Below are 21,403 nucleotides of genomic sequence, written 5' to 3'. Positions count from 1 at the left end.
GGGGGCGGTCGATCCCAGGCGGTGTCGCGTCTCGTTCCGTCATTGGATCCGATGCCGGACACGACGTGTGACCACCGGGTTGCGGCGGGTCACCTGTGAACCGTGGCCCACCAGGCGCGGACTCGATCGTCGATGTCGTCGACGATCTGGCGGGTGATCTCCGGAGTCTGCTCCGCGGGGTCGACAAGGTCCCAGTCCAGATAGTTCTTGCCCGGATACACCGGGCAGGCATCCCCACACCCCATCGTGATGACGTAGTCGGCAGCCCGCACCACGTCATCAGTCAGTGGCTTCGGGAACGCCCCCGCCATGTCGATTCCGCGCGATGCCAAGGTCTCCACCACGACAGGGTCGACCTCAGAGGCCGGGAGTGAGCCAGCTGACCGGACCTCGACGCCGCTACCGGCGTAGTGCTTGAGGAGTGCCGCGGCGATCTGGGAGCGGCCGGCATTGTGGACACACACGAACAACACCTGCGGGACGTCCGACTGGATCTTCCCTTGCGACAACGCCAGTGCACGGAGCCTGTCGGAGGCGAAATTTCGGGCGAGCGCCGCGAGGTACCGCTTGATCGTCGCCGTGCGAGCCAGCGCGGTGTAGGACTCGAAAACGTAGCGTTCTATCGTCTCGGCCGAGAAGATGCCCTCGTATGTCCGAGCGAGGTCATCGGCCGTGCGCTGGAGAACGTGGACGTCCAGTTCGGGTGCATCGATGGTCATGGCAGATCCCTTTCAGCAGCAGGAAGAGGTGGTGGCGCCGAGCGAGATCAGCTGCGGGGAGGCCGGTGCGTCGCACGAGCCACCGAGGTCGGTTGAGCAGACTCCGGTCTCGGGCAGGTCGAGGTGCACATCATCGGCGGCGGCCCGGTCACCGGCGAGTGCGGCGGCGATCGAACGAACCTGCTCGTAACCGGTGGCCATGAGGAATGTCGGCGCCCGGCCGTAGCTTTTCATTCCCACGATGTAGAAGCCGGTCTCGGGATGCGCCAGCAGGCTCTCGCCGTGCGGTTCCACGCTTCCGCAGGAGTGGAACTCCGGATCGATCAGCGGCCCGAGCTGATACGGAGCGTCCACGGCCGGATCCAGAGCGAGCCGAAGCTCGGACAGGATGGACAGGCCGGGACGGAATCCCGTGGCCGGAACGAGCAGGTCCACCTCCAGTCGGGAGGGACCCTGTGGGGTGCTGGCGTGCACGGTCAGATTGTCGGTCGTCGGGGTGAACTCGGTGATGGTGAAGGAGGTGTGCACCTCGATCACTCCAGACTCGACGGCTTCGCGCAGGCGGGTGCCGAGCGCTCCTCGGGCCGCCAGTTCATCGCGGTCCTCGCCTCCGTAGACGCTCGACACCTCGGGGGTGCGCACCGCCCAGCTGATCCGCGTTGCAGGATCCTGCTTCGCGAGGTCAACGAGGTCGAGCAGGGTGTTGGCGGCCGAGTGTCCTGCCCCCACGACCAGGACATGACGTCCGGCGAACCGGTCGCGCTCTGACCCGGTCACGGCCGGAAGCGGCGCGGTGATCAGGCCCTTGTCGATCGCCGCGTTCTCACCGGGGGCGGGCAGACCGGAGCGGCCGAGCGGATTGGGCTGGCCCCAGGTTCCGGAGGCGTCGATGACGCCGCGGGCCCGCACCTCGGTCACGGCGCCATCAGCGGCCTGGACTCGGACCAGGAACGGGGTCTGCTCGCGGCCCGCCGAGCGGGTCTTGTCGAATCCTTCCCTGGAAACCGCCACCACGCGGGCGCCGGTACGGATGACATCGCTACCCAGGAGCTTGGCGAGCGGGGCCAGGTATTTCTCGATCAGCTCGTGCCCCGTGGGCAGAGCGTCCGGGTCGGGCTCGGTCCAGCCGGTGGGCTCGAGTAGGCGTCGGGCGGCGGCGTCGATGTCGTACTGCCAGGGCGAGAACAGGCGGGTGTGCCCCCACTGCTCGATAGCGGCGCCGATGGTGGCGCCGGCCTCGAGCACTAACGGCGTCAGACCCCGTTCCCGCAGGTGCGCGGCCGTGGCCAGCCCCACCGGCCCGGCGCCGATGACTACTACCGGAAGTTCGTTGAGTGTCGTGCTCACTGGGCGTTCTCCTTCGGTGCCAGTTCGGCGATCAGGTGGGTGATGCGCCGTTTGATGTCGTCGCGGATCGGGCGGACAGCATCCTTGCCCTGACCGGCTGGATCGGCCAGTTCCCAGTCCTCGTACCGCTTTCCCGGGAAGACCGGGCAGGTGTCTCCGCAGCCCATCGTGATGACCACGTCGGCGGCCTTGACCGCGTCGGTGGTCAGCACCTTCGGTGTGGCGGTGGTGATGTCGATGCCCTCCTCTGCCATCACCTCCACCGCGACGGGATTGAGCTGATCGGCCGGCTGCGAACCAGCCGAGAGGACCTCGATCCGGTCCCCCGCCAAATGCGAGAGGTAACCGGCAGCCATCTGGGAGCGCCCGGCGTTGTGCACGCAGACAAACAGCACGCGCGGCTTACCGCCTGCGATCTCGGTGTGCAGGTCGCGAACTCTGCGGTCGATGTCATCGCGCACCAGACGCATTCGCTCCATCCCCTCGATCCCACGGGCGGAGGGCTCGTCGGTGTTCCACACCTCGATCGTGCCCGCCATCCCGTCGACCGGCTCGACCTGGGCTTCATCGCCCAGAACGATCACCCGGTCCACCCGCCGGAGCAGGTCGGGATCGATGGCCGTGGGGGTCTGGCCGGACATGTCGGCGCTGAGCTCGGCGACCGATCCCGCGGCTAGGGCGTTGACCGCGGAACCGGGCCGGGTGCCCGCGGAGTGGACCTCGATCGCCTCCCCGGTGTGCAGGCGCATGAGCGCTGCTGCCATCTGGGACTTGCCGCCGTTCTTGACGCACACGAACAAGACGCTGGGAGTGTTGGTCATGGCCGGGCTCCTTCGGTGTTGCGGGCCGGGTCCGTGCGAGATGGCGGGAGGGTTGGGTCTCCCGGGAACAGTTTCGGTCCGGCCCAGAGCGCGACGTAGACGAGCCCGATCAGAACAGGAACCTCGATCAGCGGGCCGACCACACCCGCCAGGGCCTGGCCCGAGGCGATACCGAAGGTGCCGATCGACACTGCGATCGCGAGTTCGAAGTTGTTGCCCGAGGCGGTGAAGGCGACGCTGGTCGACTTGGCGTAGTTCAGCCCCACCGCCTTGGAGACGAACCAGCTGAAGAAGAACATCAGGACGAAGTACAGCAGTAGCGGCGCGGCCATCCGGGCCACGTCCAGCGGCTGCGAGGTGATCGCCTCGCCCTGCATCGCGAACAGCAACACGATGGTGAACAGCAACCCGTACAGGGCCCACGGGCCGATCCGGGGGAGGAAGGTCTCCTCGTACCAGTGCCGTCCTTTCGCCCTCTCCCCCAGCACTCGGGTGAGGAAACCGGCCAGCAGGGGGATGCCGAGGAAGACCAGCACGGAGATCACGATGGACCACACGGAGAACTGCGCTGAGGTGGTCTCCAGTCCGAGCCAGGAGGGGAGCAGCTGCAGGTAGAACCAGCCCAGGGCGCCGAACGCCACGACCTGGAACACCGAGTTGATCGCCACCAGCACCGCGGCGGCCTCCCGGTCCCCGCACGCCAGGTCGTTCCAGATGAACACCATCGCGATGCACCGGGCGAGTCCCACGATGATCAACCCGGTACGGAACTCCGGCAGATCCGGCAGGAAGATCCACGCCAACGCGAACATGAATGCCGGCCCGAGGATCCAGTTCAGGATCAACGATAGCGTGAGGAGCTTCCGGTCGCCGGTCACCCTGTGGGTCTCGTCGTAGCGCACCTTGGCCAGGACGGGATACATCATCACCAGCAGGCCGATCGCGATCGGCACGGATATCCCGCCGATCTTCACCGAGTCCAGGGCGGTGTCCAAGCCCGGGACGAAGCGTCCCAGCAGCAGGCCGGCGGCCATGGCCACGAGGATCCAGGCGGCCAGGTAGCGGTCGAGGAACGACATCTCCTTGGCGACCGGCGCAACAGCCCGGGCGGTGGTGGTGCTCATTGGCACGAAACTCCCTCATATCGATGAACGTCTATGCTGGAGGCTATGCCCACATATCGGCATGTGTCAATGTATTGTTTGAGGCGGGGTGAGCGAAGAAATGACTGCAGGAAACGACGTCCTTCCGACTCGGACGCAGAACGAGTGCTGCCCCCTGTCATCAGCTCCGATCACCGCCGAGACCGCAGATCAGATGGCGCGCACGCTCAAAGCACTGGCGGACCCGACACGCCTGCGACTGCTGTCCCACATCGCCGGGCAAGGCTGCGAGTCGGTGTGCGCGTGCGACTTACTCGACGTGGTCGACATCAGCCAGCCCACGATCAGCCACCACCTCAAGAAACTCGTCGACGCAGGCCTCCTGACCCGGCAGCAGCGTGGCAAGTGGGCGCACTACTCAGTCGTCCACGAGACGTTCAAAGACCTGCGCCGCTTCCTAGACCTGGCCTGAAGCTCACCTGGAGCGGTAGCCGTTTCACCAGTAGGCAATCCGGCCGGAGTCGCTACGCGGACCACGCAGCTGCAGCCCGCGAAAGTGAGTCGCTGCCAGAATTCAGGTGGCTGGATGCCTACCCATCTATGGCACGTACACCACGGCCGGTAACCAGGTCTTATGTAAAGTTGTAGTTTGCGTATAGCGTCAGATGAATCATCCCTGCATGAGCGTCTCTCCTGTGTAGTTCTGCGATCTCCGGCCGGGCCTGCGGAATCAGCGACTGCTGTGCGCGATCGGCGTCGGGCCGCGGTGTAGAAGAGCGCCACCGAGTCGTGCAACGTCGAGGTACCACTCGGCGCGAAACGATGCCGCCGAGCCCCTCCTATGCGGCGCCAGACCCGTAGCAATGCGGGAACTTTGGTCTCTGGGCGATATCGATTGTGACTCGAACCAACATTGTTACGACCGTTCACCAGCGGTGATACTCCTGGGGCGGATGGGAACACGAAAGTTCAATGTGAGCGGCGTCACATCGGAGTTTGATTCTCCCCGTACAGTTTTCCGCCCCTCAGGAGGTCTCGCATGAGATCGCGACCAAGAAGTCCCCCGCTTGCTGCGGCTCGTCGCAACAGCGGCCACAGCCACCATGGTGATCGCGGCCCCAACCCTGGTGGCAGGGGCTCAACCAGCCACCACCGCCCGCAGTGAGGCACCGGCAACGACGTCACCACCGGTGCCGACTGCACCGTCCACGAATCCGAGCCCCTCCTCCCCCGCCGCAGGCCCTCCGTCTCAGGACACGCCACCCGAGCAGCCCCGAGACCAGGCAACCCCCTCACCGAGGTTCCACACAACGGCCTGCGCAGCCTTCTGGAACCCGAACTTCGGTCGCAACTTCACCGTCTGCGGCCGCATCCTGGACAAGTACCACCAGCTCGGTGGCCCGGGAGGGTTCCTCGGCCCGCCGACATCAGACGAACTCACCAACGCTGACGGCATCGGAAAGCGCACCTCATTCCAAGGCGACGCCACCATCTACTGGCACCCCGACACCGACGCCCACCCGGTCGGCGGCGCCATCGGAAGCAAATGGGCCCAATTCGGATACGACCCCGGACCACTCGGCTACCCGATCACCGACGAAATCACCAACCCCGACGGAATCGGGAAACGACAAGCATTCCAACACGACTCCAGCATCTACTGGCACCCCAACACAGGAGCCCACCAGATTGGCGGACAAATCGGCGCACGCTGGGGAGAACTCGAATGGGAAGCCAGCTACCTCGGATACCCCACGACCGACGAACTATCCACCCCGAACGGAGCAGCTCGTTTTAACCACTTCGAGAACGGGTCTGTCTATTGGGCTCAGCCAACTGGCGGGCACGACCTGACGAGAGAGATGATGGCGATTTGGGGAGCGTACGGATTCGAGACTGGACTGATGGGACTTCCTGCAGGAAACAACATCCCAGACTCCGACATTTCCGTACTAGCGCGGGGACAACAGGCGGCGCCAAGACTACGAATCCCTGGCGAACCACAAGAGCAGGTCTTCCAAAACGCAATCGGTCGATTCGGGACGGACGGAGAAGCATATGTACGAGGCAGGTAAAACCAAGCAAATTGGACGGAGAGCCCGCCTTCCTCTCGTCATCGCCTCGATAGCGGCACTCATTTTATCGGTGGCAGCGACAGGACCCGAAGCTATCGCCCAGACGTCCACCGAGGCTATACAACCAAGTGGGACAGTGGGCGATGAAGGCAACGTAACTCCGTCAGATCCCGATACGATAAACGAGGAACCACCACAAATGGTGGCAGCCGCTGCGCCTCCGTGGTCGTACACGGGAGAGCAAATGGCCACGAGCCGAATTGCTAGGTGTGACACTTGGAAAACGCCCCAAGGTGGAACATACTCATCCAGTATTCTCCGACGAGGGTACTGGTTCGATGGGGCAACGGGAGACCAACCGTTTGGCTACGATAAGGCACGGGGTAAGCACTGGGTATGGAACAGAAACATATGGAAGGCGACGGTAGGAAACGCGGGGGGCTGTAACGAGTCTCAGTCGAATCCCACCGCTGGAGTATTCACAAACTGGTTCGACCGCTTGACATGTCGTGTCATTAACTCAATTCCCGTCGATTGCAGTCAATGGGAAAGTAAGCGGGTTCGCTCTATCGAAGTGCGATCAACCACCCAGAACACCCCGCCTGGCAGCGAGATGCTAGGCAATCTCAGTATCTACTGTGAGAATACGCCGCCTAGCGACCAACTGTGTCCGATTTGGGTAGGCTACGCAGTCCCTCCACATCCTGACGATACTCCGCCACCGTACAACTAACTAGGTAACCCGTCGGGGCATCGCAGTTGAGCGATGCCCCGACACCGGCGTTGCCCAGGTTACGCTTTTGTGCGACAGATATTGAATCCTAAAGTTACCATTACATTAGAGCGGCAAAGTTATGAACCAAGACGGGCCAACCGAGAACCACTGGACTGACACGTTTTCAGAAAATGAGCACTCGCGGGCTTTTCCATTCATCACCCAATGCCATCGCGAATTGCAGTCGCGGTACTGCGACGACGCCAACCGAGATATGCCGTCGCGCTTCCTTTGTTACTTGCTGAACGAGATTCGCACTAACACATTAACCGAATGCTGGTGCGTAGGCGTACGCGACGCTGGAGTACTTGGCGATGGCAGCGCATGGATCAAATATAGTTTTGGCGAATTGAAATTTGCTATTGCTCTTCGAATTGACGCCTCCGTTATCAAGGCGCACACCGACCACTTAGCGAGGTATGCAAGCGAACTTGCAGCTTTCACAATTGGAGAGCCGGGCATCAACTTGGCAAATTCAGAAATCGTGGACGGCACCTACTGGTTTAGGGTGGACAGATAGTTAACCGTTCTGTGTACGCTATTCAGGGCAGTTGGTGGGCAGTTCGGCGAGGGCGTCTGGGTATGCGCCGTGGCCGTTCAGGGCGAAGCCCGCGAGGCCAACGACGTCGCGGCGCCAGCGCAGGAGCCCGAGGAGTAACGGCTCCCCTACTTGGTTGGCTGCGTGGCGGCTGGAGCGTGCTCGCCGACGGCGACTCCCCCATCCGTTCGGACTTGGGTCGGGGAACGCCGGAAACACGTAACGTTTCCTGTTCCCGGATGCTGTGGATCTGAGTGCGGTGACGACGGACGCAACGCTGGCATTGCTGCCGCCCAGAACTGCACCCGTTCTGGGCGGCCACTAATTGATCCGACAGACATTGCGGAAAAGCGACACCGCCCGGGACGCCCGGGCCAAGGGGCGCACCGCCGAGGAGTCCGCTCGAGAAGGGCCTACTCCGCGGTCATCGGGTCATAGTTTTCGTGATCGGCCGGGGTTGTGCGATCGTCCTCGAGTTCTCCTTGTAAGGCAGAGCGGAGCCAATCATGATCGACCTCGGCGTCGACTGCGTCCGCGAGAACCGCGACCTGCTCGGCCACGGGGAGCTGAGAGACGTCAGGCGCCAGGTCCCCCGTGTACTCCTCGGTCACGTGACTGGACTCGGAGGACAGGTTCTCGGTCGCTGCCCGCGCCGTCGGAGAGGAACTCAGGGAGCCGGACCCTCCACCGAAGAGGCTGACCTCCCATTGCCTCGTGCCGTAGTAGAGCGTCTGGCCATTCACCTGCGGCCACGCTGACAGCAGCATTTGCGCACGGCCCAAGTTGCTGTACGGATGGATCGCCGGCGCGTAAAGGGCTGGCTGCTCGACTCCGGTGACCTGAATGGCGGGCATCGTCCATAGGCCTTCCGGGCGAGGAGCGGTCCGGGTGACGGCGCCAAGGATGCCGTCGCAGTACGAGAGCACGACTCGTCCGTCGATGACTTGAGCGGAGAGCTCGCCGATGGCGTTGTTAGGAACCGTGGGGGTGAGGATCGGGGTCGTGAAACCACCGCGGCGCCATGCCCATGTTCCGCCGCCGTCTCGACCCCAGAACTCATAGGTTGAACGGTTCCACATGCTGCGCCAGTCCACGCGCACGAGATGGATGCCGCCGCCGTTCCAACGGCCCTCGTTGGTGCCGTAGATGTAAACCCAAGGTTCGCCGGGGAGCATGAGCATCGTGTTGTTCTGGAAGTGACTCCACTCCCCCACGTTAGGGAAGTCGAAGTTCTCGCGATTGACCTCCAGATCCCACGTGCGTTCCCAGTTCTCGGCGTGGGCTTCGGTCGAGGTCCACATGCGCGAGTGGAAGGTCGCCCAGCTCCCGCCGGGCGAGATCGGATCCCAGGACCGGATCGCGAAAGTTGTCATCATGTACCGGCCGTCGGGCAGGTGGATCAGGTCGTTCGGAATGTTGGTGAAGCCGTCCGGGAGCTCGCCAGCATGGACCGTTCCGCGGTGCTGATAGTTGATCATCTCTTTGGCGTAGGCGCCGCCGATGGCGTTGTCCCAACGGATGCCGTTCTCAATGTCTGGGTTGGACTGGCGAAACCCGACTGGAGACCTCCAGCCGCTGCCGCCGACGTGGTCGACGAAGGTGTCGCCGAAGATCGTGATCGTGTACCCGTGGTTGGTGATCGCCGGGAACCCGAGATCGGTTGCTGAGGCGCCCCAACGCCCAGTTTCGTTCGGGCCTGTCAGCTCTTTGACCAGTCGTGCCATCGTCATGCCTCCTGTGTCGAGAAGTCGCCTTGGCGACGAAGTGAGCAACGTCAGTTTGCGTCGTTCACATCCACCGTGCCATGCGGGTACGACACGAAACTGAACGATTAGTTCACGAAGGAGGTGAATCTCGTTAGAGTCCGGGGATCATGCCCGGGTACAGGAAGACGTTGGACGCTGGAGTAGACGATCCAAGGCCCAGAATGGGGCGCAGCTTGTGTGGGTTCCCGGCTTGGTCGGCCTGCCAGCAGTTGTCGTACCCGCGGAACCCGGTACACACGATCTTCGTGGTCGTGCCAAACGGCGAGATGATTCTCGGCAGGCCGATGAAGGGATTGTAGAACTCCAGACGGTCAGGGGTGAGCGCAAAGCTGGTCACGTCGACTGGCCGGACGGGAGATCCCTGCCCGGGATCAACGGGCCAGGCGTCCTGAGCGTTCGCTTGTCCCACACCGACAAGCATTGATGCAGTGGCCAATGTGACGGCGGCGAGCGTGGCAAGGGTGCGGCGCATAATCAATTCCTTGCTGGGAGGGACGGTCTCAACCCGGTTATCGTCGCAGAAGTCGTATGCGTTAACAACGGAGCAAGCTGGCGTTCTCAGGCGCTCAGCGCTACTGGGAACTTGAGGGTGCACCCATCCAGGTGAACCGGTGACCGGTCGGATGGCCAGTTGCACCGCCTCAGGCCTGAAAGCGTAGGTGCCACTCGATGGCGTCGCCCACCACCAGAGTCGTGACGTGGCCGTCCTCGGCCACGAACCGGACGCTGACTCGGGAAAGTGGAGCATCGGACATGCGCCGAGCGTAGCCGCGCCAACGTGCACTTCTCGAAGAGAGCCGTGCCCCCAACATCTCCACCGGCGGGCGTCTCCTCTCTCTCCCCCGCCCCCGATTCCTAAGAACTGCGTAGGCCGTCCCAGTTCCTTGGTTTTGGGACGTTGCGCGGTTTCTTTCATCAATAGGCCGGTCCGGGACGAAGCAGACTGGACCGGCACCGCTGGCGTCGAGGATGACGAAGAAGGTGACCACCGTCATTTTCACCTCCTACCAGCCGAAGGCGATGGTCCAGGCTGTACCGGGTGAGCTCAGCTGGGCGCGAAACCGCCAACCTCGATAGATACCCACACGGGCACGATCAGCAAGACCACGACACTGAAGCCGGCTACGGCCGATCCGGTCAGGAGCCGTCCGCGCCGCCACCTCCACAACAGCAGCCCGCTGGCCGCGTACACCGCTACAACGGGAACTGCCCACGAAAGCCAATAACCCACCGTCGGACCGGGCACTCCAGGCGCTCGATCCTGCGTCGGCACCGCCGACAGTTCTGGAACCGCGAACACGCCGCGGAAAGTCTGGACCGCCCAGGTAACCGTGTACCAACCGACAACGAGGCCCACGAGCAGGCCGACCGCCGGCAGGAGGGAAACTAGCAACCCACGAAGAACGCTCTCGCCCGATCGGCCAGCGGCCGCCGAGCCCGCATCGGCATCTCCGCTGGCCATCCGATCACCATAGTTGCCCGCCTTCATTAGAGGCTTGCAGCTCATCGACAATCGCGCGGTAGGGCCTCATCCACCAAGCCTCGCCGAGCCCGAGCGTCCGACGAGCGGAAGAATGGGCCGTCACGAAAATCTGTGCGGGAGGCCGTGCACTGAAACGGGAGACCTCGCGCGCCCGGGGCTGGTGCACGAGTAGGTGACTGTTCCAGTTCCTGGGTTCTGGGTTCTGGGACGACGCGGCCTCGCCGTTGCCTATGTGTACTACGGCGGTGATGCGGCAGGATCGACAGATGCAACGAAACCCGGCCCTCACGACGCTCCTGGTGGCCAGCTCCGCGATCATGCTTACCTCATGTGGGAACTACGTGAACGTCGAACTGAGCGGGCGAACGGGTGTGTCCCACGACGGAAATGGCAACCTGTCGTTTCACGTCAACACCTGTGAGAACTCGACAGAACGAGTCGATATCGTCGCCGGACGCGAGGGCCTCGCAGGCGACGAAGAGAATCCCGTCATCGGCTCTTACACCCTCGACGAACCCGTCGGTGGATCATTCGTGATTCGCGATCAGGCCCCTTCCCCTTGGGCGGTGGATCAACAGCTCGACCTGCCGGAGGATCCTTCACACTTCTTCATCGTCTCGGCGCGGCCCGAAGACAAGGGAGGCCCCGCCTTCATTAGGCCTGAGAAGTACTTCTCCAGCGCGGCCGTCACGTACGACGAACTCATGGCCGCACGGGCGGGCGCCGTCGTGACCGGCATCGACGATGGCCTGACCTCTGTCACTCAGGAGGAATTCGACGCCGCGTGCCCCAGTGAGTAGTGCTACCTCTCGAAGGCTGACTCGGATGCCTAACTCGGCCAGTTCCGACACCGGGCCCAGGCCTCGTACCCCCTGATGGCGCGGTGCTTACCGCGAGGTCGCCCGCCTCGCGCCGGCGATTCGGTGAAGAGCCCAGAGGATCAACCCCACGACCGGCAGCAGCAACGGCACCACGAACCATAAAAACGACTCGGGCCACGACGCTCCCCGCCGCCGCTCCGTGACGGCGATCGGGACCGGGATCAGCAGCCACGCCAAGCCGGCGAGCAGCCACATGATGTCGTAGGCCAGGGGGACCGCTGCAATCGCACCGTCTGCCGCGAAAATCGTCATGTCCGATCAGAGTCCCGTGACGGAGTAGTCACGCTCGATGCTTGCCGTAACTGCACCCCACTGGCTGCCTTGAACTCGGTCCTGATGCCTGCGGAACGAAGCGGCGTCGTCAAAGACCTCCTCGACACGCCAGACCAGACTGTCCTCGGTCGGGATCACTAAGAATGACCTGCAGCCCGGCTCGGCTCGCGTCAGCTCGACATGACGCGGTAGGTGGGTAGCGACAAGGGTGGCTTCGCGCTCGTCGCGACAGATTAGTCGGCCTTCGAGATGAACTTCGCTCACCGATCCAGTCTCGGACACTTCCTTGCAGGTTGGTCCCTGAACAGCGCAGACAGGCCGATCATCGATGGCTACGAAGGCCGACGTTGCAGGGCGCGGTACAGCGTGGACCGGCCGACTCCGAGATCGCGGGCGATCGCCGACGGCCCCTCCCCCGCCTCGATGCGGGCGCGGGCCTTGCCGATTTGTTCGTCGGTCAGGACGCGTTTGCGCCCTTTGTACTTTCCCTTCGTCTTGGCGATGGCGATGCCTTCAGCCTGGCGTTCACGAATAATGGCCCGCTCGAACTCGGCGAACGCCCCCAGCAGCGACAGCATCAGATCCGCTCGAGGATCCTGGGCGCCGGCGGCATAGGTGGCCCGCTCGTGAACGAACTCCACACTCGCGCCCTTCGCGGTGATCTCGCCGACGATCTGCTTGAGATCAACCAGGGAACGGGCGAGACGGTCCATCGAGGCGACAACCAGCTCGTCCCCGTCTCGCAGGTACCTGATGCACTCTTCGAGCTTCACGCGATCGGCGCGCGAGCGAGCCGACTGCTTCTCCACGTAGACCTGATCGCACTCCCCCACCGCCTCGAGCTGACGCGCCTCATTCTGATCCGCGGCCGACACCCGCACGTACGCCACTCGCTGCCCACGAGGACGCGAGGCCCGGCGAGCCGGCTTCGAAGCCGGCTTCGGTTTTGGCGTTACCTCGACGACGTTCTCCGAGTCCGTCGACTCCACCCGAAAGTTCCAACCCAACTCGTCCCGACGCCGGAACCGAGTCCGCTCCTTCCCGCGGCTGACGATGAGCACCTCCTCGCCACCATCACCCGAACGGTTCAAGAGCGTCCCGATTCGATCAGCCATGAGGAGACCCTTCCGCCCGGAATATGTATCAATAGATCTTAGACCCCACGGGAAGACGTGTCATATGTGTCGAACTAGACCCTGCGACACAGCAACAATGGTTGGCGGGTTGTCGTCCCACACGGGTGTACCCCAGATGTACAGCCTGCTCTCCCTGTAAGGCTGCGGGCAGCTCGGGCCAGGGATTCTGTAGGGAACACCGCCCTATCGGGGCGCTAGGGGTCATGGCGGGGCCGTCAGGAGGGCCCGCCGGGGATGCCTCGACCACGATGACGGCGAACCTCGACGCCGCGAACGAGCGGGCCGAGCGGATCATCGCCGCGACAGCGAAGGTTGAGGCGCGCCAGCTCTGGAGCGCCGCCGCCGCGATGCTCCTCGCGCTCGTGCCGCTCGCGATGCTGGTCGCGGGCGTCTGGATGGCCGCAGCGGGCCTCATCACGGGTGCTCAGTGGGCGCTGGACGTGGACGGGAGCGTGTGGCTCGGCATCGGGCGGTGGCTCGTAGTCGGCGCTGGCCTCGCCGGGGCCGGCTACGCCCTCTTCGCCTCCGCCCGCTGGGTCGTCGGCCTCGCGGAGACGTGGAAGGGCCGCGGGATGCCGTCATGGCCCCGCTGGCGGAGGTGACCCCAGCTCCCGAGGGCAAGCGCGCGGAGCGCGTGCGGCAGAACTCCCCAGAGTGACAATAGGTCAGCCACTACTGTATAGTTCAGTGCATGCTGACTATTGCTTCTCGCCTCGACGTCATGAACCGGCTGGGCCGGGCCATGGCGGACCCGACGCGCTCCCGGATCCTGATGACCCTGCTGGACGGGCCGAGCTACCCGGCCGTGCTCTCGCGCGAGCTGGAGCTGACGCGCTCGAACGTGTCGAACCACCTGACGTGCCTGCGCGACTGCGGGATCGTGGTCGCCGAGCCCGAGGGTCGGCAGACGCGCTACGAGATCGCCGACCCGCACCTCGCGGCGGCGCTCACGGCGCTGGTGGACGTGACGCTGGCCGTGGACGAGCACGCGCCGTGCGTGGACGCCGAGTGCACTGTGCCGGGCTGCTGCGGGACGGGAGCGGGCGCGTGAGCGCGGCGTGCGGCTGCGACGAGCCGGAGACCCGGGTCGGCGAGGAGGCCGAGGAGGAGCGGGAGCGTCCGTGGTGGCGTGACCGCGGGATCATGGTCCCGGTGCTCTCCGGCGTCGCCTTCGGCACGGGCCTGGTCCTGGAATGGACAGGGGCAGAGGTCCCGGCGCTGGTGGCGTTCTGGATCGGCCTGCTGCTGGGCGCGTCGACGTTCACGCCCGGCGCGATCCGCAAGCTGTTCAAGGGCAAGCTGGGCATCGGCCTGCTGATGACGATCAGCGCGGTCGGCGCGGTGATTCTCGGCTACGTCGAGGAGGCCGCCGCCTTGGCGTTCCTGTACTCCATCGCCGAAGCGCTGGAGGACAAGGCCATGGACCGCGCCCGCGGCGGGCTGAGGGCTCTCCTCAAGCTCGTCCCGGAGACCGCGACCATCCGGCGGGACGGCGCGCCCGCGGAGGTCGCCGCGAAGGACCTCCAGGTCGGGCTGCTCATGCTGGTGCGCCCCGGTGAGCGGATCGCGACCGACGGCATCGTCCGCACGGGCCGGTCGAGCCTGGACACCTCCGCGATCACCGGCGAGTCGATCCCGGTCGAGGTCGAGCCCGGCGACGCGGTGTCGGCCGGGGCGATCAACACCGCCGGTGCCCTGGAGGTCGAGACGACCGCGGCGGGCACGGACAACTCGCTGACCACGATCGTGGAGCTGGTCGAGCAGGCGCAGGCCGAGAAGGGCGACCGCGCCCGCCTGGCCGACCGCATCGCCCGGCCGCTCGTGCCTGGCGTGCTGATCCTCGCCGCTCTTGTCGCGGTCATCGGCTCGCTGCTGGGCGACCCCGAGCTGTGGATCACCCGCGCCCTCGTGGTGCTCGTCGCCGCGTCGCCGTGCGCGCTGGCGATCTCGGTCCCGCTGACCGTCGTCGCCGCGATCGGCTCGGCGAGCAGATTCGGCGTGATCATCAAGTCCGGCGCGGTCTTCGAACGGTTCGGCGTGATCCGCCACGTCGCCGTCGACAAGACCGGCACCCTCACCCGCAACGAGCCCGCCGTCACCGCCGTGCTCACCACGGACGGCGTGGACGAGGCGCAGGCGTTGGCGTGGGCGGCGTCGCTGGAGCAGCACAGCACCCACCCGCTGGCCGCCGCGATCACCGCCGCCTCGCCCGGAGCTCCCGCCGCCCTGGAGGTCACCGAGCAGGCCGGGCACGGCATCGAAGGCACCCTCGACGGGGCCCGGGTCACCGTCGGCAGCCCTCGCTGGCTGGACGCGGGGACGCTTAAGGACCAGGTCGCGGGACTGGAGGAGCAGGGCATGACCGTCGTGATCGTGCACCGCGACGGGGTCCCGGTCGCCGCGATCGGGGTCCGTGACGAGCTGCGCCCCGAGGTTCCCGAGGTCGTGCGCACCCTCGCGGCCCAGGGCGTCGGGGTGACCATGCTCACCGGCGACAACGCCCGCACCGCCCGCGCGCTGGCCGCGCAGGCAGGGATCGAAAACGTGCGCGCGGAGCTGCGTCCCGAGGACAAGGCCGCCGCCATCAGCGAGCTGAGCAGGCACGGCTCGGTCGCGATGATCGGCGACGGCATCAACGACGCCCCCGCCCTGGCCGCCGCGGACATCGGCATCGCCATGGGCGCGACCGGCTCCGACGCCGCGATCGAGTCCGCCGACGTCGCCTTCACCGGCCACGACCTGCGACTCCTCCCGCGCGCGTTCGACCACGCCCGCCGCGGCAGGCACATCATCAACCAGAACATCATCCTGTCCCTGCTGATCATTACCGCGCTGCTGCCGCTGGCCCTGTTCGGCGTACTCGGCCTCGCAGCGGTGGTGCTCGTGCACGAGATCGCCGAGGTGATAGTGATCCTCAACGGGCTCCGCGCCGCCAGGACGAGGAAGTAGGAGGGATCATCGAGTGCTATAACTCCGACATGTGCTATGGCGATCCGGTAGGCGCCGCGGGCGCCCCAGTCGGGTTCGCCGAGGCCGGCGACGACGCGGTGCCAGCGCAGCAGCTCGAGGAAGTGCGCCTCGCCTGTCTGGTCGGCCGCGTGTCGGATTCGGTCCACCAGCTCGTCCACGCCGGCACCGTAGCCGGGGCCTCCGACACCGGTTGTCAGTGCAGGTCGCGGGCGGCGATGAGACCGGAGATGAAGTCGGCGGCCCTGTCTGCTTCGGCGTCGGTGAGGTCGTATGCGATCCCCGCAACGAGAGTGCGGGAGGGGCCGAGCGGTTGAAGGCCGAGACTCACTCGAGTGGTGGCCGACAGGGCTGCGCGGTCGGCGATGTACGCAGCGGTGCAACCCAGAGCATCGGCGATGGCTGCGAACTGCTCGCGGTTCATTGTCGGAGGGTGAGCCGGACGGCCTCGGGCGGCGGGGACCTGGCCCCGTTCACAAATGCTCATGTGGCTCCCGCTTACGCCGACGGCGAGCGCCAGCCTGAGCTGCGTCAGCCCGGCTTCCAGACGAACGGTGCGGATGGCCCGCCCCAGTGACCTCGCCTCAGTTGGCGTCATTGCCCCTCCCCCTCCGTGTCGGGTCGGATCTCAGCTACGACCGACCAGTGCCCGTCCTCCTGGGCGGCCGACACCACGGACGCCTCGGCCCCGTCGAGGAATCCGAGGTTTTGCAGGCGACGGTCGAGGTCGATGTGAGCGTGCAACTCACTCGGCCCGGTCCCGATGAGGTACATGGTCGCCATCGTGCCCGGTGCTACGACTGTGCGGGCACCGCTCCTGCCGGGTACGCAGATCTGCAAGCACCCAACAGTTCTAAAATAGTCACATAACGCTTCTGGCGGCGGCCGGCACGATCGAAGAGCGAGCGGGGACGGTGATGCTATCCCGTCTCATCGCCTCGGCGACCAGCACCGATGCGGATGCCTCCACCTTCTCCGAGGTGGCCCGGGTGTTCGGTATCGACTGGATCCCCGCCGTCCGATTGGCGGACGAGCTCGGCTAGGGCGGGCCGGTCGCGTCGACCGGCCCCGCCCCGGCACGGTTGGCTACTCCTCGATGAACGCACCGTCGAAGAGCATCGTCGACGAGATCGTCGGACTGATGCCCTTGACCGACTCGTCGATCGTCACCAGCTCGACGCCGTTACCGAAGACCGCATACGGCGCCACCTCATTGTGGACCTCCTGCAGCTCGGCGTACGCCTGCTTCTGCGACTCGACGTCCGGGGCGGCCTTGAGCGCAGAGAGGGCGTCCGCGAACGCGGGATCGTCCACGCCCGAAACGTTGAGGGCACCGCCCGGAATCAGCGAGCTGGCCAGGGTCGACGCCGGGTCGGCATCCGAGGTCGCCAGGCCGCCGATCGCCATCTCGTAGTCGCCCGTGAACTGGCGGGCGCTCGCCGTGGAGGCCGGGGCGACCTCCACCGTCACATCGAAGCCGACCGCGTCGAGCATCGCCTTGAGGACGATCCCCGCCTCCCGGTTCTCCGGCACGTCGGACACGAGCAGAGTGAGCGAGCCGTCCCAGCCCATGTCCTGCTTCACCTCCGCCACCAGCTCGGTGGCGCGGGCGGCGTCCAGCGCGGGCCCCTCCTGCCCGGCATAGAACCGCGAAGAGTCGGCCAGCAGCGCCGACGTGGCCTGGGCGGTGTCGTCGCCCAACCGGCCGAGCAGCAGCTCCCTGTCGATCGCGTGCGTCACGGCCTGACGGGCGCGCTGATCGGTGAGGATCCCGTCGTACCCCGCGGCCCCGTTGTTCATGTAGACCAGCCGGCCGGCGCTGGTGATCTCCTCATACCCCCGGGCGTCGGCCTCGCGGGCCATGTCGGCGAACTTGGACCCACGAAGGAAGCCCACCTCGACCTCTCCGTTCTGGAACGCCTCGAACGTGGCCTGCGAACCGGGGATCTGGATGAACTGCAGCGTCGGGCACACCGGGCCGCCGTAGTAGGTCGGGTTCGGCTTCAGCACGATCTCCTGGTTGGGGACGTAGTCGGCCACCGTGAACGCGCCGGCGCCCACCGGCTCGCGCGCCCACCTCTCCGGGCCCGCCGCCTCGTACGCCTTCTCGGGGATCACCTCGCCCGCGGAACCGGCGAGCAGCACCGGGAACGTGGACCAGGGCTCGGCGAGCGTGAACTCGATGGTCAGCGGATCCACCACCCGGGTCCGCTCGATCTGCTGCACGTCGGTCATGGCGGTCGAGCGCGTGGCCGGATCCTTGTGCAGGTCCATCGTGAAGGCCACGTCCTGTGCGGTGAGCGGGTCACCGTTGGAGAACGTCACGCCGTCGCGCAGGGTCAGCGTCCACACGGTGTGGTTCTCCGAGCTCTCGAGCGACTCGGCGAGCTTGGGCTCGAAGGTCTCGGTCCGAGCGTTCCAGCGCATGAGGCGGTCGTAGACGGCCGCCGACTCCGCGCCACCCCGCACGCCCACCTGCCCTTGTCCGGGCGAGAACGACGGCAGCATCACGTAGGTGCCCATCGTGATGGTGCCCCCGGCCTTGTCCTCCGTGCACCGGGACTCGTCGGCGGGCATGGTCAGCGAGGCCTGCTCTCCCGTGGCGTCCGGGTCGGCCTCGCTCGTACCGCACGCGGACAGAGAGAGTGCAGTGATCGCCATGGCGGCGGCAGCGGTGGGGATGCGTCTCATCGGGTCTCCTGAGGGGTTGCGATTGGCACTCGAAGTGCAACCAAGTGACACGTGTCACTTTCTCAGGAACCTAGGTGACGTCCAACACACACCGGGCGTGAATGACCGAACCCGTGGGGCACACGGACCGGCATTCCCGGTGGGAGAGATACCGCCGGGAGCAGAGCCGCCAGAGTGATAGGGCGCAGCGCTTGAAGCACCCGGCGGGCCGAGGCAGGCCACGGGCGGCCGCCGGTCAGCGGTCCCCGGCGTGCTCGTTCACCTCAGCGCAACGACGGCCCGGCGGCCCCGGCGGCCCCGAGGATCCGCCGCGTCGACGGCGCGAACGCCAGGAGTAGATTCGCCGTGCTCAGCACCCCGAACACCCACCAGAACCCGTAGAAGAACGTTCTCTGGTCAGACGGCAGCGTCGACACGACGGTCCACATCAGGACGACCTCGCCCGCGATCCATCCGAACTGCCCGAGCACCACGATCAGCGCGAAGTACCACTGCCAGGCGGAGGGTGCGCCCTGACGCCTCCCCCGCCGCCCCGGTGCGCGCAGCCCACGGACCAGAAGCCCGGTGGCGGCGGCCCCGCCCACGCCGAGGAGTCCGAGGATCACGCCCGGGAGGAGGTAGTCGCTGAAGGGCGTGTCCTGCAACCACGCGGTGTCGAAGCCCATCGCCGACCCGTCGGGCGAGGACGCCAGGCCGACGCTGCCCCCGAACGCCATGACGGTCCAGAACGCGATCCCGGCGGTGAGTGAATACGTGGCCCATGGGCGTCTGGTTCTCACCGAGGCGCTCCTTTCTCTCGATTCGTTGCAGGTCTCACCGCGACAGCGGCCGCACCTGAGCGAGCATCACGTCGACGAACAGGTCCTTGTTCTCGGCGCTGCCCAGACCGTGCCCACCCTCGAGCCAGATCAGTTCCTTCTCCGGCGCCTCGAGCACGTCGACATACTCCTCCACCAGGCTCGGCATCGCATTGACGTCGTCGCGGCCGACGAAGAAGAACACCGGCACCTCCAGCGACGGGGCCTGTTCGACGAAGTCCAGGTCCTCCAGTTGCGGATAGACGGCGTTGAACGAGTCGATCAAGCCGCGGGTGTGATTGATCGTGTCGACGTAGCCGTACTCGGGCACGAGGAACCCGAGCAGCGGCACGACCACCGTGTAGCGGGGAACCCCCATGATCTCGTTGAGCACATCGAGAAAGTCCACGTACGGCCACACCACAGCGTCGCCGCGGTACGGCGGCGGCCCGTTCTCGCGGAGCTTCTCCGCGCGCCCGGTCTCCCCCTGTTCCTCCAGGTGCGCCAACGCCAGCTCGTAGCCCATCCGGTCGTTCTCGCCTGTGTTGACCATCTGACCGCTGCTGATGAAGGCGTGGAAGAGCTCGGGATGCTCCTGCACCAGCCAGATGCCGATGATGCTCGACCACGACACCCCGTAGATGTAGATCTTGTCCTGCCCGAATCGCTCGCGGAGATGATTGGTGAGGGCGGTGGCGTCGTCCACGAACCGCTCCCGGTCGAGTTCGTCGAACGGCACGGCGCCATAGGACTTGCCGGTGCCCGGCTCGTCCCAGTTCACCACCGTGAAGTGCTCCTCCAGCGGCCGGAACTCGCTCGAATTGAAGAACCCCCCGCCCCCGGGCCCGCCCATCCCGAGGTTGAGCAGGACCGGATTGGACTCGTCATGGCCGCGGATGGTGATCCACTGCTCGCTGCCGCCCAGGTCCACCTGCTCCATCGACGCGATACTGCCGGGCACCCGCTCGCCGTCCGGCCCGGTGATCGGCGGCGTCACCGCCAGCGTCTGCGAGGCGACGACCGCCCCGATCGCGGCAAGGGCCACCACTGCCACCGCGGCCGGCCTGACCCATCGCCGCCGGCGCCCGATGACGAGCCAGATCAGCGCGGCCACGCCGACCACGAGCAGTGGAAGCCACGCCCAGATCGGGACCGAGGTGGTGAGGGGCAACAGGAGGACGGGGAGGAAGACGACGACGGCGACGACCACGGCGGCCGCGGTAACCCAGGCGTGGGCCCGGCCTTTCGGTTCCCGCGTGCGACTGGTCACGATGACTCCTCCGCCTACACTTCACACAATACGAGTCCGACAGAGTGGATGTCCGCGATGACGCCGATCGACGATGCCGCAGTCCGCGCGGACGTCCGGAGCTGGCGTGGTCTCGTCCGGACCGGTGCGTGGGCGGCGTTGGCCAGCGTGGCGCTCATCGCGGTGCAGATCATCGTCTACCTCCTCTGGCCTTTCCCGGACACCGTCGAGGGCTTCTTCCTCGTGCTCGCCGACAATCCCGTCGCGGGGCTGCTCATGCTGGACCTGCTTTACCCGGTGAGCAACCTGCTGACCCTCCTGCTCTACGCCGCTCTGGCGGTCGTGCTGTGGCGGGTCAGCCGGTCCGCGGTCGTGATCGCGCTGGGGCTGGGCGGGATCGGAATGGCGGCCTACATGTCCTCTCCCCGCCCGATCGAGATGCTCCACTTGGCCCGCGCCTACGCGGAGGCCGGCCCCGCTGAGGGGGCTGCGCTGCTGGCGACCGGGGAGGGCATGCTCGCCACGTGGACGGGCACCGCCTTCGACGTCTACTACGTCCTCAACTTCGCCGCCCTGCTCATCTTCGGCATCCTCATCTACCGCAGCACCGTGTTCAGTCGCGCCACCGCGGTGTGGGGTCTCGCGGCCGCGGTCCTCATGGCGGTGCCGTCGAACGTCGGGACGATCGGACTCGCCTTTGCCCTCGCCTCGCTGCTGCCCTGGTCGGTGTTCGCCGTCCTCACCGCCCGGCGGCTCCTCGCGCTGTGCCGCGGGCTCTGAGG

The 21,403-nt window shown here is 65.9% G+C and carries 24 protein-coding genes and 1 pseudogene; 9 read left to right on the top strand and 16 right to left on the bottom strand.

The window, feature by feature from the left end; all coding sequences use genetic code 11:
- Window positions 1-89: 89 nt before the first annotated feature.
- The 5 genes and pseudogenes from CK206_RS17480 to arsB form a co-directional block, all read right to left on the bottom strand.
- On the bottom strand, window positions 90-719 hold the full coding sequence (locus CK206_RS17480) for an arsenate reductase ArsC (RefSeq protein ID WP_096907160.1): 630 nt from the start codon (window positions 717-719) through the stop codon (window positions 90-92).
- Window positions 720-731: 12 nt separating this feature from the next.
- Complete coding sequence (locus tag CK206_RS17475; protein ID WP_096907159.1) at window positions 732-2,066, bottom strand: FAD-dependent oxidoreductase; 1,335 nt, start codon at window positions 2,064-2,066, stop codon at window positions 732-734.
- Complete coding sequence (locus tag CK206_RS20835; RefSeq protein ID WP_371607113.1) at window positions 2,063-2,461, bottom strand: arsenate reductase ArsC; 399 nt, start codon at window positions 2,459-2,461, stop codon at window positions 2,063-2,065. Before CK206_RS20835 ends, CK206_RS17475 begins: the two co-directional genes overlap by 4 nt.
- A 42-nt stretch (window positions 2,462-2,503) precedes the next feature.
- Window positions 2,504-2,887, bottom strand: a pseudogene (locus tag CK206_RS20830) (low molecular weight phosphatase family protein); the annotation flags it as partial.
- Window positions 2,884-4,011, bottom strand: coding sequence for an ACR3 family arsenite efflux transporter (gene arsB / locus CK206_RS17465; RefSeq protein WP_096907157.1), 1,128 nt, complete (start codon window positions 4,009-4,011; stop codon window positions 2,884-2,886). The pseudogene CK206_RS20830 and the gene arsB, both read right to left, overlap by 4 nt.
- Window positions 4,012-4,111: 100 nt before the next feature.
- On the opposite strand from arsB, the gene CK206_RS17460 reads away from it, so the two are divergent.
- The 3 genes from CK206_RS17460 to CK206_RS19735 all read left to right on the top strand — a co-directional run bounded on the left by CK206_RS17460 (window position 4,112) and on the right by CK206_RS19735 (window position 7,360).
- The gene (locus CK206_RS17460) at window positions 4,112-4,462 is read left to right on the top strand and encodes a helix-turn-helix transcriptional regulator (protein ID WP_159981198.1); all 351 of its coding nucleotides are present in this window, start codon (window positions 4,112-4,114) and stop codon (window positions 4,460-4,462) included.
- Window positions 4,463-5,093: 631 nt separating this feature from the next.
- A complete protein-coding gene (locus CK206_RS20825; RefSeq protein ID WP_096907155.1) occupies window positions 5,094-6,065 on the top strand; it encodes a hypothetical protein in 972 nt (323 codons plus the stop codon).
- Window positions 6,066-6,919: 854 nt separating this feature from the next.
- The gene (locus CK206_RS19735; protein ID WP_143337767.1) at window positions 6,920-7,360 is read left to right on the top strand and encodes a hypothetical protein; all 441 of its coding nucleotides are present in this window, start codon (window positions 6,920-6,922) and stop codon (window positions 7,358-7,360) included.
- A gap of 431 nt (window positions 7,361-7,791) precedes the next feature.
- Here the strand turns inward: CK206_RS19735 and CK206_RS17450 are convergent, their stop codons facing one another.
- The 3 genes from CK206_RS17450 to CK206_RS20190 all read right to left on the bottom strand — a co-directional run bounded on the left by CK206_RS17450 (window position 7,792) and on the right by CK206_RS20190 (window position 10,633).
- The gene (locus tag CK206_RS17450) at window positions 7,792-9,102 is read right to left on the bottom strand and encodes a DUF4185 domain-containing protein (RefSeq protein WP_216824148.1); all 1,311 of its coding nucleotides are present in this window, start codon (window positions 9,100-9,102) and stop codon (window positions 7,792-7,794) included.
- A 133-nt stretch (window positions 9,103-9,235) separates the two neighbouring features.
- Window positions 9,236-9,616, bottom strand: a complete 381-nt coding sequence (locus CK206_RS17445; protein ID WP_017838560.1) for a hypothetical protein — start codon at window positions 9,614-9,616, stop codon at window positions 9,236-9,238.
- A 573-nt stretch (window positions 9,617-10,189) separates the two neighbouring features.
- A complete protein-coding gene (locus CK206_RS20190) occupies window positions 10,190-10,633 on the bottom strand; it encodes a hypothetical protein (protein WP_096907154.1) in 444 nt (147 codons plus the stop codon).
- Between the two features lie 260 nt (window positions 10,634-10,893).
- Here CK206_RS20190 and CK206_RS17435 point away from each other — a divergent pair, with 260 nt between their 5' ends.
- The gene (locus CK206_RS17435; RefSeq protein ID WP_017838557.1) at window positions 10,894-11,427 is read left to right on the top strand and encodes a hypothetical protein; all 534 of its coding nucleotides are present in this window, start codon (window positions 10,894-10,896) and stop codon (window positions 11,425-11,427) included.
- 87 nt (window positions 11,428-11,514) lie between these two features.
- On the opposite strand, the gene CK206_RS17430 is transcribed toward CK206_RS17435, so the two are convergent.
- From CK206_RS17430 to CK206_RS17420, 3 genes are all read right to left on the bottom strand, one after another.
- Window positions 11,515-11,760 carry a hypothetical protein gene (locus CK206_RS17430; RefSeq protein WP_017838556.1) on the bottom strand — a complete coding sequence of 82 codons (246 nt, stop codon included), beginning with the start codon at window positions 11,758-11,760 and terminating at the stop codon, window positions 11,515-11,517.
- A 6-nt stretch (window positions 11,761-11,766) separates the two neighbouring features.
- Entirely contained in the window at window positions 11,767-12,045 is a 279-nt protein-coding gene (locus tag CK206_RS17425; RefSeq protein WP_031265402.1) for a putative quinol monooxygenase, read from the bottom strand.
- A 68-nt stretch (window positions 12,046-12,113) separates the two neighbouring features.
- Window positions 12,114-12,896, bottom strand: coding sequence for a recombinase family protein (locus tag CK206_RS17420; RefSeq protein ID WP_096907153.1), 783 nt, complete (start codon window positions 12,894-12,896; stop codon window positions 12,114-12,116).
- Window positions 12,897-13,165: 269 nt separating this feature from the next.
- Between CK206_RS17420 and CK206_RS17415 the strand changes: the two genes are divergently transcribed.
- The 3 genes from CK206_RS17415 to CK206_RS17405 all read left to right on the top strand — a co-directional run bounded on the left by CK206_RS17415 (window position 13,166) and on the right by CK206_RS17405 (window position 15,866).
- Entirely contained in the window at window positions 13,166-13,519 is a 354-nt protein-coding gene (locus CK206_RS17415) for a hypothetical protein (RefSeq protein WP_017838553.1), read from the top strand.
- An 89-nt stretch (window positions 13,520-13,608) separates the two neighbouring features.
- A complete protein-coding gene (locus tag CK206_RS17410; protein ID WP_007633539.1) occupies window positions 13,609-13,968 on the top strand; it encodes a helix-turn-helix transcriptional regulator in 360 nt (119 codons plus the stop codon).
- Window positions 13,965-15,866 (top strand): cation-translocating P-type ATPase, encoded by a 1,902-nt coding sequence (locus CK206_RS17405; RefSeq protein ID WP_031265396.1) that lies wholly within the window; start codon window positions 13,965-13,967, stop codon window positions 15,864-15,866. The genes CK206_RS17410 and CK206_RS17405 overlap by 4 nt, the downstream gene beginning before the upstream one ends.
- Window positions 15,867-16,080: 214 nt before the next feature.
- Here the strand turns inward: CK206_RS17405 and CK206_RS20630 are convergent, their stop codons facing one another.
- A complete protein-coding gene (locus CK206_RS20630; protein WP_007633541.1) occupies window positions 16,081-16,482 on the bottom strand; it encodes a helix-turn-helix domain-containing protein in 402 nt (133 codons plus the stop codon).
- Entirely contained in the window at window positions 16,479-16,667 is a 189-nt protein-coding gene (locus CK206_RS17395) for a hypothetical protein (protein ID WP_096907152.1), read from the bottom strand. Before CK206_RS17395 ends, CK206_RS20630 begins: the two co-directional genes overlap by 4 nt.
- A 131-nt stretch (window positions 16,668-16,798) precedes the next feature.
- On the opposite strand from CK206_RS17395, the gene CK206_RS20625 reads away from it, so the two are divergent.
- Complete coding sequence (locus CK206_RS20625) at window positions 16,799-16,927, top strand: hypothetical protein (protein WP_256385636.1); 129 nt, start codon at window positions 16,799-16,801, stop codon at window positions 16,925-16,927.
- A 43-nt stretch (window positions 16,928-16,970) separates the two neighbouring features.
- Here CK206_RS20625 and CK206_RS17390 read toward each other — a convergent pair whose 3' ends face one another.
- From CK206_RS17390 to CK206_RS17380, 3 genes are all read right to left on the bottom strand, one after another.
- Window positions 16,971-18,575, bottom strand: a complete 1,605-nt coding sequence (locus CK206_RS17390) for an ABC transporter substrate-binding protein (protein WP_096907151.1) — start codon at window positions 18,573-18,575, stop codon at window positions 16,971-16,973.
- Between the two features lie 263 nt (window positions 18,576-18,838).
- On the bottom strand, window positions 18,839-19,354 hold the full coding sequence (locus CK206_RS17385) for a hypothetical protein (RefSeq protein WP_096907150.1): 516 nt from the start codon (window positions 19,352-19,354) through the stop codon (window positions 18,839-18,841).
- 34 nt (window positions 19,355-19,388) lie between these two features.
- Window positions 19,389-20,642: an alpha/beta fold hydrolase gene (locus CK206_RS17380; RefSeq protein WP_096907149.1), complete on the bottom strand. Its 1,254-nt coding sequence runs from the start codon at window positions 20,640-20,642 to the stop codon at window positions 19,389-19,391.
- A 57-nt stretch (window positions 20,643-20,699) separates the two neighbouring features.
- On the opposite strand from CK206_RS17380, the gene CK206_RS17375 reads away from it, so the two are divergent.
- A complete protein-coding gene (locus tag CK206_RS17375) occupies window positions 20,700-21,401 on the top strand; it encodes a hypothetical protein (protein ID WP_143337766.1) in 702 nt (233 codons plus the stop codon).
- Window positions 21,402-21,403 lie beyond the last annotated feature (2 nt).

Source organism: Dietzia sp. WMMA184 (assembly GCF_002441635.1).
GTDB lineage: Bacteria > Actinomycetota > Actinomycetes > Mycobacteriales > Mycobacteriaceae > Dietzia > Dietzia kunjamensis.
This window is presented reverse-complemented; position numbering and strand designations above follow the sequence as displayed.

What these genes read in the sequence shown, in the direction of transcription:
- CK206_RS20825 (WP_096907155.1), top strand. Translation starts at nt 5,094, where the DNA reads ATGGTGATCGCGGCCCCAACCCTGGTGGCAGGGGCTCAACCAGCCACC.
- CK206_RS17445 (WP_017838560.1), bottom strand. Translation starts at nt 9,616, where the DNA reads ATGCGCCGCACCCTTGCCACGCTCGCCGCCGTCACATTGGCCACTGCA.
- CK206_RS20190 (WP_096907154.1), bottom strand. Translation starts at nt 10,633, where the DNA reads ATGAAGGCGGGCAACTATGGTGATCGGATGGCCAGCGGAGATGCCGAT.
- CK206_RS17410 (WP_007633539.1), top strand. Translation starts at nt 13,609, where the DNA reads ATGCTGACTATTGCTTCTCGCCTCGACGTCATGAACCGGCTGGGCCGG.
- CK206_RS17435 (WP_017838557.1), top strand. Translation starts at nt 10,894, where the DNA reads ATGCAACGAAACCCGGCCCTCACGACGCTCCTGGTGGCCAGCTCCGCG.
- CK206_RS17395 (WP_096907152.1), bottom strand. Translation starts at nt 16,667, where the DNA reads ATGGCGACCATGTACCTCATCGGGACCGGGCCGAGTGAGTTGCACGCT.
- CK206_RS17430 (WP_017838556.1), bottom strand. Translation starts at nt 11,760, where the DNA reads ATGACGATTTTCGCGGCAGACGGTGCGATTGCAGCGGTCCCCCTGGCC.
- CK206_RS17390 (WP_096907151.1), bottom strand. Translation starts at nt 18,575, where the DNA reads ATGAGACGCATCCCCACCGCTGCCGCCGCCATGGCGATCACTGCACTC.
- CK206_RS17415 (WP_017838553.1), top strand. Translation starts at nt 13,166, where the DNA reads ATGACGGCGAACCTCGACGCCGCGAACGAGCGGGCCGAGCGGATCATC.
- CK206_RS17450 (WP_216824148.1), bottom strand. Translation starts at nt 9,102, where the DNA reads ATGGCACGACTGGTCAAAGAGCTGACAGGCCCGAACGAAACTGGGCGT.
- arsB (WP_096907157.1), bottom strand. Translation starts at nt 4,011, where the DNA reads ATGAGCACCACCACCGCCCGGGCTGTTGCGCCGGTCGCCAAGGAGATG.
- CK206_RS17420 (WP_096907153.1), bottom strand. Translation starts at nt 12,896, where the DNA reads ATGGCTGATCGAATCGGGACGCTCTTGAACCGTTCGGGTGATGGTGGC.
- CK206_RS17480 (WP_096907160.1), bottom strand. Translation starts at nt 719, where the DNA reads ATGACCATCGATGCACCCGAACTGGACGTCCACGTTCTCCAGCGCACG.
- CK206_RS17460 (WP_159981198.1), top strand. Translation starts at nt 4,112, where the DNA reads ATGACTGCAGGAAACGACGTCCTTCCGACTCGGACGCAGAACGAGTGC.
- CK206_RS20630 (WP_007633541.1), bottom strand. Translation starts at nt 16,482, where the DNA reads ATGACGCCAACTGAGGCGAGGTCACTGGGGCGGGCCATCCGCACCGTT.
- CK206_RS19735 (WP_143337767.1), top strand. Translation starts at nt 6,920, where the DNA reads ATGAACCAAGACGGGCCAACCGAGAACCACTGGACTGACACGTTTTCA.
- CK206_RS17375 (WP_143337766.1), top strand. Translation starts at nt 20,700, where the DNA reads ATGACGCCGATCGACGATGCCGCAGTCCGCGCGGACGTCCGGAGCTGG.